The organism is Dolichospermum circinale AWQC131C, assembly GCF_000426905.1.
Classification (GTDB): Bacteria; Cyanobacteriota; Cyanobacteriia; order Cyanobacteriales; family Nostocaceae; genus Dolichospermum; species Dolichospermum circinale.
This window is the reverse complement of sequence record NZ_KE384634.1, coordinates 720-11,392: the sequence shown is the minus strand read 5'-3', so window position 1 is coordinate 11,392 and position 10,673 is coordinate 720. Positions and strand designations below refer to the sequence as shown.

Here is a 10,673-nt window from a genome sequence, read left to right as displayed (position 1 = left end):
TTTACTCTCTGCGCCTGAAGCGCCTCTGCGTGAAATAAAATCATACTCTTAATCAGCAACGCCTAGTTTATCCTTTGCGACGTGGAGATATAATATTATCTCAACAGTATCGTGATATCCTCTTTGAGGATGAGGAAATTTTAAAGGTTATAGAACTTTCTCCAGATATAGCTGAAATAGCAGCACAATTAAGAGCAGTATATAATTTGCATTCTTTAGATGCTATTCAAATGGCCACTGCTATTTATGGGGGTGCGTCTTTTTTCTTGACAAATGATATTCGTTTACCTTCTTTACCAGGGTTAACGGTTTTGGTTTTAAATAACTTAATAAGTTGATTATTTTTGAATATAGCGAACTGACAAGTCATTGCTTGCGCGATCGCACGTTCCAAACCCACTAACAGCTATTCCTGCGGAGCGCAACGCTTACGCCTAAATTCATCACCAGAATAAAAAATGATAAGATACTAATAAGATTTTATTCATATTAGAAACTGAGGAACAAGTGGAGGTTTTACGGGTTTTGCATGGAGCGAGAGATTTAGAGGATCTCTTGCCATTCTTAGATGAGGAAGTTTAATTTTTTGATTCCTACGGAGCGCGATCGCTTTCTTAAATTATTCCCAAACAGCGAACTGCTTGCAGCAGCGCAACGCTTACGCACATCCTAACATCCCAAAACAGCGATTACTAGGTTAGTTTTCGCTATCGCAATATTTTCTCTTAACTGGTATAATCATTCCTATAGTTCACTGTTTAAAGAAACTATGCAAATTAAAGAAATGACGGCGGAACAGTTACAAAACTTAATCCGTAACACAGTAGATGAAATGCTAGATGAATACTTCGGTGATCCTGATGAGGATAAGGGAATTAAAGAATCATTTAAGCAGAGTTTATTGGAAATCCGGCGTAAACGTCAAGAAGGAAGACCTACTATTCCTCTAGCCGAAGTTTATAAAAGGTACGGGATAGAACGTTAAATGAGTTATTCTGTAAGTTTTGAATCAGAGTCTATCACTGATTTAGATAATTTAGATCAGGTTGTGCGTCTGAGGATTCTGAATAAAATTGAATGGTTAAGTCTCAATTTTGAGCAGATAACTCCTCTATCTCTTACAGGTCAATGGTTAGGTTTTTATAAGTTAAGGGTGGGTGATTATCGAGTTATTTATGAGTTAGATATAGAAGAACAATTAATCATTATCATTAGAATTGGTCATCGTAGAGAAATTTATTAGATCAACATCCCCAAAAAGCGAACTGCTTGCAGCAGCGCAACGCTTACGCATCCCCACATCCTCAAACAGCTATCGCACATCTTCTACATCCCCAACAGCGATCGCACATCCTCCACATCTTCAAAAAGCGATCACACTTTCCAAACCCCAAAAGAGCGATCGCTCTCCTACACAACCCCAAACAGCGATCGCATCCCCACATCCCAAAACAGCATTATACAGTAACTTTGTACTTATTGAGCTTTTACACCAACAAGCAAATAAAATTTCAGTAAATATTGTGATTTAGGGGTTAATTTTTTGTATGTCTACTGAATTAACTGCTGAAACTTTAATTCCACTTTCTGTCCAAGAACGGAAAGCACTAATTTTGCATCATGCTTCATTAATTGATGCGACTGACATTGTAGATGAAGATTTGCAAACAGCATACAAATACGGAAAAATTCTTTCTTTAATAGCACCTGCTTATTTTAAGTATCAAATTAAACAAGATATACAGAACGGTTCTGTGTTAGAACTAGATAGACAATCTCAGTTGATTAGTAGTAAAACTGAAAAATTTGCAGATGATTTTATTGAGTGGTTAAAATTAGACTTTGAAAAGAAAAGTGCAATAATTGAGGATCATCCTAACCCGTCCAATCTTTTTGAACTCTGTGGAGCTAAATTGCTAGTTACCAGCAATTCAGTGACAAGAAGTTTGAGTACAACAATGGGAAGTCTCTGGGAAAAGATATCTAATATTAGTCCTTATATTATTAACCCGGAGTTTGAATTTGGAATTAAAATTACGGGAATTGACATTTTACTTTTTTCGGAAGAAACAGTTAAGTTTCCACAATTAAAAACTTTAAAAGGAACATTGACTGGTTCTCAAGTACCAAGAGCAAAAAAAGAATTAAGTATTCATGAAAATCCTTTATTTATAGCAGCTTTTGATTTAGGTAAATGGACTTTTTCAGACAGAAGTAACATTCCTCGTATTGCTGGTAAAACATTTTGGAATATGATTTGTATGGATTATGATCTAGTGGAAAATCATATACGAGATATGTTACAGAAAATTGATAAAGCTTTTGCTGAATTGGCTACAAAATAGAAAATTGCTGATTTATACTTAAAAAAGTGATAATTGTTCAGCTATCTCTTTACCTTTCGATCTGTTTCCTTGAATTAAGTTAAAGAGATAACTACCAATTTCTTTCGCAAGTAGTACGGGAACTGCGTTACCAATTTGTTTATATTTAGAACTTACAGAACCATGAAAAATCCAATCATCGGGAAATGTTTGAATCCTTGCAGACTCCCGCACAGTTAAACAACGTAATTCTACAGGATGACACATATCTGTTGCTTTTTGGTGGGGACTTGTAGTTATTGTTGGTGAAGGTTTATCCCAGGATAATCTTCTATAAAAACCGACTTTTCCACCTCCAGAATTATATGCACCTCCCATAGCTTCTTTCTTTAATTCCTCTGGTAAATGTCTCCAGTTTTGTCCAGCTTTTAATAATTTCAAATACTTTAAACGATTTTCTGAATAAGACATAAATTCTGGTTCTGCATCAACTAACCCAGTTAAAGCATCTTTTAATGTTCTCCATTTAGGTAAAGTTTGACCATTTTTACAATATTTGGGAATAGGAAATGTAGCAGTTTCACCATCTCGTGAACCGATAAATATGACACGCTCCCGATTTTGGGGAACTCCATAATCTGCTGCTTCTAAAAGGTTGTAAACTACGTTATATTCTATTGCTTGCATTTCTGATAATACTACTTTTAAAGCAGCACCAGGCATTTCATCAGGTTCTAAAGGTGGGTAATCTTTTCCGCGTTGATTAATTGCTCTGTGACGCAGTGGAGCAGAAAGCAAACCTTTAACATTTTCCATTAAGAAAAAACGGGGTTGAACTTCTTTAACAATACGAATAAAGTCCATAAATAAACTACCGCGAGGGTCCATCACTGAACCTCTTTTTCCTGCGGTACTAAATGGTTGACATGGTGGACCACCTGTAACTAAATCAACTTCTCTCGGTTGTAAAGCACGTCCTAAATTTAAAACTCTTCCTCCTTCTTCTAGTAATTGTTGAGAGGTGACATTTTGTATTTCTCTGGAAATTGCACTTTCTTGCAGAAATGGACGATTAAGAGCTATTGTTTTGACAGCATCACGATCTTTTTCTACTACAGTTACAGTATGAAAACCTGCTTGTTCTAGTCCTAAATCTAAACCATAAGCACCTGTAAATAATGAAATAGAAATAGCTTTACCATCTATCATAGTTTTTGCTCCCAATTGTTAATATCACTAATTATATATTCCTTGAATATACAATATTTATGATTGGTTACATCTTTTACATTTAATAATAGCGATCGCACCCTCCACATCCTCAAACGCGATCGCACATCCCCACATCCCCAACAAGCGATCGCACATCCACACCCTCAAAACAGCGATCGCACTCCCAACATCCTCAAAAGCGATCGCATCCCACATTCCCAAAACAGGGATCGCATCCCACGTAGCTTCATTAACAAACTTGTTATCATTTTGCGTAATTATACTGTTTGTAAAGATGCACATAATTTGTTAATATAAAGCCAATATCATCTCATCCGCATTAATTAATAAACCATGAATTCAAATAGTTTTAACCAGGAACAAGATAAACTTTCCGTTTGGAGAGAGGATGATTGTATCATTATACAAAAGCTAAACCATCCAAAATGTGTAAGCCAGTTTATTCGAGCTTTATTTAGCATACATGAAAATGGTTATAAAAATATATCAGTTGTTTTTCAAGATGTTAAAGGTGTTTTTCCTAATTCTGCTGTACCCATAGCTGCTATAATTCAGCATTACAGAAATCTCGATATTAATATAGATTTATATGATCAACCTACTATACTTACAAAAGTAAATTTTAATGCTCCATTACCTGCAACTGCCAATATCTTAACAAATGAAATAGATCCTTTATCAAAAATATGGAAATTTCAAGATGATGTAATGGAACATCAACTAGCATCAGCATTGATAAAAGCTATTAGAGAAAGAATACAATGTAACCCTGGGGTTTTAGAGGCTTTTAAATGGTGTTTAGATGAAGTAATGGGAAATGTTTTTGATCATTCTCAAGCCTGTGAAGGTTTTGCTATGGTTCAAGTGCATCCTGAATCTAAACGATTAGCCGTGTGTATTGCTGATACTGGTATTGGAATTTATGGTTCTCTTTCCCAATCTGTTCATAAACCAAAATCACCTGTTGATGCTATAACTATGGCTATTAAAGAAGGTATAACTAGAGACAAGACAACCAATCAGGGTAATGGACTCTGGGGTTTATTAGGAATCATTAAAGATAATAGTGGAAGTCTAAGTATTACATCTGGTTCTGCTTCATTATTGATACGCAATAATGAATCTAAATCATTTTCTAACATTCCTTTCATAGATAAAAATCATCAGGGTACAATTATTGATTTCCAAATTGATGTGAGTCAGGATATTGATATAAAAGCTGCTCTTGGTGGCTACCAACCTGTAAATTTATTTCTGGAAAATTTAGAAAATGATACAGGTGAACATTGTATTTTAATTAAGGATCATACATCTGGATCTGGGACAAGAATTGCCGGAGAAAAAATTCGTACATCCGTGATTAACATAATTAATATGGGTGCTTCACGAATTGTTCTAGATTTCTCAGAAATGGGACTTATTTCTTCCAGCTTTGCTGACGAATTTATTGGTAAACTTGTTGTTATATATGGCTTTTATGGATTTCAAAGTATTATTAGAATAAAAAATATGAATGAAGTATCTCAAGCTATTCTACATAGATCAGTAGCTCAAAGAATGATGAATAGTATTGAAAAAAAATAACTAAAATAAATAATTATTATCAATTTTAATTTAATGTAGAGACGTTCCATGGAACGTCTCTACATCATGGATATCGCATCTTTATAAAATTTGATATCACATCCATAAACCTGATGAATTATTCTTGTCATAATCCCATTTTAGAGGATTATTCATAATATATTCCCTAATATGATCCACAGATCCATCAGCACGAATAATTTTATCAAAAAATCGTTGTTGCCAAGCAAAATTAGGATAACCATTCATATTGCACCAACGGGTAACAGCAGCTTTATATGACCTAATAATTACACTCAATGAACCTGCTTTTGGGGACATTTTCGATAAATTCCTGTAAACATCTGTTTCATCAAAATCATCATCCGATGTTGTAGAATTATCATTCCCATCCGATTTTGTAGAGACGTTCCATGGAACGTCTCTACATTGGGTAACGTCTTTACTTGGGGAAATTTCTTTAGATTCAGGATTATCAATGACAATAATTCCGTGTACATGATTTGGCATAATCACATAAGCATCTATATATGTATTTTTAGAATGTTGAGGAATTTCAGCCCAAAATTTTTGTGCTATTTGACCAATTGTTGATAAATGAACTTGACCATTTACAACATCACCAAATAACCATTCACGTTCATAAGTGCATATCGTCACAAAATACCAACCGTTTTGTGAATAATCACGATTTGGTAATCTGGTTGATTCAACTCTATATTTATTTTTGAATAATGTCATGGTGTTATTTATATATGTGAAAAATTACGATTAATAAAAATGTGGGTTATGTAATATGAATAAATGACCCACAATATAACGAACAAATTACAAAATGTAAAAACGTTTTACCCAAAATGTAGAGACGTTCCATGGAACGTCTCTACAACATCAAACGTCTCTACATTTATTATTAGGAATTAATCAATTCCCTCAATCCGATTTTCAACCTCCTGATACAACTCTCTCAACCGGTCTAAATTCTCCTCACTCGTCTCCCAATAACCGCGTCCATTCATTTCCAACAAAGTAGAAACAATCTTGCGGAAAGAATGAGGATTGAGATTCATCAAACGTTTCTGCATTTCCTCATCTTTGATGAACGTCTCATTCGTGTCCTCATAAATCCAGTTATCCACAGCGCCAGCAGTCGCACTCCAACCAGTGGTATTTACCAACCGTTTAGAAAGTTCCCGCACACCTTCATAACCGTGAGATAACATCCCCTCATACCATTTGGGATTTAACAACTTCGTCCGCGCATCTAAACGCACAGTTTCCGATAGAGTTCTTACCTGTGCATTCGCAGTAGTTGTATCTGCAATGTAAGAAGAAGGTTTTTTCCCATCTGCACGCAGACTTGCTACTAACTTAGTAGGATCAGAGTCAAAATAATGGGAAACATCGGTTAAACTGATTTCCGAAGAATCCAGATTTTGGAAAGTTGCATCAGCAGTTTTCAAAGTTGTTTCAAAAATCTGCCGTGACTCATCCATCACACCTGGGTTATCAGAATTGAAAGAGAAAGATTTGCGCTTCAAATACATTTCCTGTAACTCAGCTTCACTGTCCCAAGTGCTATTTTCTACCGCTAAGTTAATATTAGAAGAATAAGAACCAGAAGCATTAGAGAAAACGCGAGTTGCAGCTTGACGCAGATTTATGCCCATGTCCTCCGCTTGTTTCAAAGCGTGCTTGCGGACAAAGTTCATTTCCAAGGGTTCATCAGCTTCTGCTGCCATTTTTACACCTTGGTCTAGCAAGTTCATTTGGTTAATGAACAAGTCGCGGAATACACCGGAACAATTGATCACTACATCAATTCTAGGACGACCCAATTCTGATAAAGGTATCAATTCCAACTTATTCACCCGTCCTAAAGCATCGGGAACTGGACGCACTCCCACCATCCACATAATTTGGGCGAGGGATTCGCCGTAGGTTTTGATGTTATCTGTACCCCAGAGGACACAGGCGATGGTTTCTGGCCAGTTGCCATCATTTTCTGACTTATTCCGCTCTAGCAGCCTATCCACGACGATTTTCGCCGATTGGACTGCGGCAGATGTGGGGATAGATTGGGGATCTAATGCGTGAATATTTTTACCTGTGGGTAATACGTCAGGATTACGGATAGGATCACCACCGGGACCGGGGAGAATATACTCACCTTCTAAACCTTGCAATAAACCACCAAGTTCGTTATCTGCACAAACTTGTTTTAAGCAAAATTCCAAATATTCAAACAGGGGTTTTAATGCAGAGGTGTCTACTTTGGTGTAACCTGATTGATGCAGTGATTCTACCCAAGGTTCTTTTCTACCCATGTTGAAGAAGTTCAACTTGGAAACCGCTATCACTCTACCTTCTGCGTCAATTTGTTCTTGAACTAAGGCTGTAACAGCCGCACGGGTAGCGAGGGTGATATCTTGTAATAATTGCACATCTGCCAAAATTCCGGCATCGTTGTTCTTGTAGATATCCTCAATGTTGCGACCGAGACTTTTGGCAATAATTCCCGGTAAACCTTGAATTTCTTCCTCTTGTCGATCTAAACTAGCTATATTGACCAGAGTAGCGATCGCTTCTTCGGCAGTGGGAGGTTTACCAATCACGTGCAGTCCACAAGGTAATAAGCGCGATTCAATCTCCATTAACCGACGATAAACGTTACCAACGATATTATCCCGTTCCTCCGAGGTCATATCCTTAGAATCGGTTTCAGGAATGTGAATATCCTTGTCTAAGTTGACAATACGGCACTTATCCATGATGGAATTGACAATGGAAACACCGCGTCCTGTGTCTTTCAAAGTTTGGTAAGAAGCAATTAACTCGCTAAGTTCCTTCAACCCTTTGTATAAACCAGCATTTTCCGCCGGTGGTGTTAGGTAAGAAATTGTTTCTGCATAACTGCGACGTTTGGCAATTGTAGCTTCACTGGGGTTATTAGCTGCGTAATAATACAGATTGGGAATTGAGCCAATTAGTTGATCTGGGTAACAATCACCAGACATTCCCATTTGCTTACCAGGCATAAATTCCAATGAGCCATGTGTCCCAAAGTGTAACACAGCATCAGCGCCCCAAATCCGTTCTAGATAGGTGTAATATGCTGCAAAACCGTGGTGGGGACTTGCGGAACGGGAGAATAACAACCGCATGGGGTCGCCTTCATAACCAAATGTTGGCTGCACACCAATAAACACATTACCAAATTGTTTCCCATAAATCAAGAGATTTTGGCCGTCGCTGTTCAAGTTTCCGGGAGGTGGTCCCCAGTTTTCTTCTAAGCGTTGGGAGTAGGGTGTCAGTGCTTCATATTCTGGCACAGACATTTTGTAAGCAATGTTGAGTTCAGGACTGTTGTATTGTGCTTGTGCGTCGTGGATGACTTGTTCTAGCAACTCTTGGGGGGTTTCGGGAATGTCCTGCACGTCGTAACCGTTGTTTCTCAGTCCTTTCATGACTTCATGAATAGAACCGAATACGTCTAAATATGCGGCTGTACCCACGTTACCTTTGTCAGGAGGGAAGCTGAAAACGGTAATAGCAACTTTTTTGTCTAGTTTGGGTTTACGGCGCAGATTTGCCCATTTTAATGCCCGTTGAGCGACTATTTCTACTCTATCTTGTAAAGCGATCGCTCTGCCTGTTGCCCCATCTTTACCTGATAGGATGATAGGCTCGATTGCGCCGTCTAGTTCGGGTATAGCAATCTGTAAAGCCACTTGAATGGGATGTAACCCCAAATCGCTATCTAGCCATTCTTCGGTGGTTTGGAAGACCAAGGGCAAGGCTACCATGTAAGGGCGATTTAACCGTTTTAATGCTTCAATGGCTTTAGGATGATCCTGTCTAGCCGGTCCACCGACTAAAGCGAAACCAGTTAAAGATACTACCGCATCTACTAACTGCATTTTGGTAATTGGTTCATAGAAGTAAGCTTCTATTGGTTTAGAGAAATCCAAACCACCGGCAAATACAGGTAGAACTCTTGCCCCTAATGATTCCAATTCCTGCACAATTGCCACATAATGGGCATCATCACCAGTAACGAGGTGAGTCCGTTGTAATACCAAACCTACGCATGGTGCAAGGGGATCTTTAAGGTGACTAGAAATGTCTTTGCGAGCAGAATACCAGTTAAGATATTCTCGCACATCCTCAAACATGGTTGGTGCTAAAGGATGCCAAATACCCATGTCTGGATAAACAACTGGAGCTTGATAGTCAGCAGCGACAAAGCTTTCTTTCTCTATGCCTTTTAGTACGTATTTATCAGCCAGCATCAGTAAAAAGTTTTCCAGGTTTTCCGCTGAACCACCTAGCCAATACTGAAAACTGAGCATGAAGTTTCTCGCGTCTTGTGCTTTTTCCATGGGGAGGAATTTCAGCACTTGGGGAAGTGTCCGCAATAACTTCAACATTCCGTCTTGGAAACCAGCGCCAGATTTCTCTTTGCGCTTTTTCATGAAGTTAGCAATTACGCTTTTAGATTGTCCTAACTGCGCCAAAGAGAAGCTACCCATTTTATTGAGGCGCATAACTTCGGGCATGGAGGGGAAGACAACGGATACATCTAGATTATCACGATGGGGTTCAACTGCGGCAACTACTTTCTGTGCTAGGTCTTCTATAAAAATTAGAGAAGCAATGAATATATTAGCACTAGCTATATCGCGTTGAAATTCTCCATAATTTTCAGAGTTGCGTAGTTCTTCAATCAAGTATCCACTGATTTCTATTGCTATGCTGGGATGATTAGCGTTAATTTCCCGTACCGCTTGCGATAATGCACTTTGGTATTGGGATTCTAGCACGACATAGACAACCTTGATTAATTTACGTCCCCGTAAATCGTCAGGTGCAATATGTCTAATAGTGGACTTGACTTGGGTAAACATTCAAATAAGCTCCTTTCAAGCGTGTTCTCATGAAGTTAGTCGCGGTATAACCGTTTGTAACTTCAATTATTTTCGGCAATAAGAGTTTTTTAGCAGAAAACTCGGATTCTGTGGGGGTTTTGTCCTATATCTGACATAGAATGATATAGAAAACAACACATTTATTAATAAATCTTAACAAAGAATGCAGGTTCTCTCACCTGTTTTTAAATTTTGTTTACATAGGGCTTGCTGTTATTTAACTATAAAGTCAATTAATAATGAGGTCAAATGGCGGATATTTTTATTAATTTATACTATGTCAACTTATAGTGTGCAAAACTCTACTAATAATGTATAGACTTTACTCTCTGAGTGTTGAAAAATGTTAATGTGGAAAAAATACAACATAAAATTGAATACCGTTTTGGAAAAGCAATTCGGCGAAGAAGGCGAGAGTTAGACTTGTCGCAAGAGCAGCTTGCAGAAAAATCTGGCCTTCATCGTAATTACATTTCAGGGATTGAATTGGGTACTCGTAATCCTTCCTTAAAAAATATAGAAAAGCTTGCTAAAGCATTGGGGATTTCAATTTCTGCTCTTTTTGCAGAATATAATATTGAAAACAATGAATAATGTTCTTGAG

General features: G+C 37.6%; 11 protein-coding genes. 7 read left to right on the top strand and 4 right to left on the bottom strand.

What is annotated here, in order from left to right; genetic code table 11:
* Positions 1-74 precede the first annotated feature (74 nt).
* The 5 genes from ACIR131C_RS23145 to ACIR131C_RS0117330 all read left to right on the top strand — a co-directional run bounded on the left by ACIR131C_RS23145 (position 75) and on the right by ACIR131C_RS0117330 (position 2,345).
* Positions 75-338 carry a type II toxin-antitoxin system VapC family toxin gene (locus tag ACIR131C_RS23145; protein WP_231395489.1) on the top strand — a complete coding sequence of 88 codons (264 nt, stop codon included), beginning with the start codon at positions 75-77 and terminating at the stop codon, positions 336-338.
* Positions 339-769: 431 nt separating this feature from the next.
* Complete coding sequence (locus tag ACIR131C_RS0117345; RefSeq protein ID WP_028091222.1) at positions 770-985, top strand: hypothetical protein; 216 nt, start codon at positions 770-772, stop codon at positions 983-985.
* Positions 986-1,243, top strand: a complete 258-nt coding sequence (locus ACIR131C_RS0117340; RefSeq protein WP_028091221.1) for a type II toxin-antitoxin system RelE family toxin — start codon at positions 986-988, stop codon at positions 1,241-1,243.
* A complete protein-coding gene (locus ACIR131C_RS0117335; protein ID WP_028091220.1) occupies positions 1,218-1,532 on the top strand; it encodes a hypothetical protein in 315 nt (104 codons plus the stop codon). Before ACIR131C_RS0117340 ends, ACIR131C_RS0117335 begins: the two co-directional genes overlap by 26 nt.
* Positions 1,533-1,547: 15 nt before the next feature.
* Positions 1,548-2,345 (top strand): hypothetical protein, encoded by a 798-nt coding sequence (locus ACIR131C_RS0117330; RefSeq protein ID WP_028091219.1) that lies wholly within the window; start codon positions 1,548-1,550, stop codon positions 2,343-2,345.
* A gap of 18 nt (positions 2,346-2,363) precedes the next feature.
* On the opposite strand, the gene ACIR131C_RS0117325 is transcribed toward ACIR131C_RS0117330, so the two are convergent.
* Positions 2,364-3,533 carry a DNA cytosine methyltransferase gene (locus ACIR131C_RS0117325; protein ID WP_028091218.1) on the bottom strand — a complete coding sequence of 390 codons (1,170 nt, stop codon included), beginning with the start codon at positions 3,531-3,533 and terminating at the stop codon, positions 2,364-2,366.
* Between the two features lie 57 nt (positions 3,534-3,590).
* Positions 3,591-3,839, bottom strand: coding sequence for a hypothetical protein (locus tag ACIR131C_RS0117320; protein ID WP_028091217.1), 249 nt, complete (start codon positions 3,837-3,839; stop codon positions 3,591-3,593).
* A gap of 51 nt (positions 3,840-3,890) precedes the next feature.
* Between ACIR131C_RS0117320 and ACIR131C_RS0117315 the strand changes: the two genes are divergently transcribed.
* Positions 3,891-5,141 carry an STAS-like domain-containing protein gene (locus ACIR131C_RS0117315; protein WP_028091216.1) on the top strand — a complete coding sequence of 417 codons (1,251 nt, stop codon included), beginning with the start codon at positions 3,891-3,893 and terminating at the stop codon, positions 5,139-5,141.
* A gap of 96 nt (positions 5,142-5,237) precedes the next feature.
* On the opposite strand, the gene ACIR131C_RS0117310 is transcribed toward ACIR131C_RS0117315, so the two are convergent.
* Entirely contained in the window at positions 5,238-5,882 is a 645-nt protein-coding gene (locus ACIR131C_RS0117310) for a transposase (RefSeq protein WP_028091215.1), read from the bottom strand.
* Between the two features lie 179 nt (positions 5,883-6,061).
* Positions 6,062-10,048, bottom strand: coding sequence for a magnesium chelatase subunit H (locus tag ACIR131C_RS0117305; RefSeq protein ID WP_028091214.1), 3,987 nt, complete (start codon positions 10,046-10,048; stop codon positions 6,062-6,064).
* Between the two features lie 372 nt (positions 10,049-10,420).
* Here ACIR131C_RS0117305 and ACIR131C_RS0117300 point away from each other — a divergent pair, with 372 nt between their 5' ends.
* Positions 10,421-10,663: a helix-turn-helix domain-containing protein gene (locus ACIR131C_RS0117300; RefSeq protein WP_028091213.1), complete on the top strand. Its 243-nt coding sequence runs from the start codon at positions 10,421-10,423 to the stop codon at positions 10,661-10,663.
* The last annotated feature ends 10 nt before the right edge of the window (positions 10,664-10,673 follow it).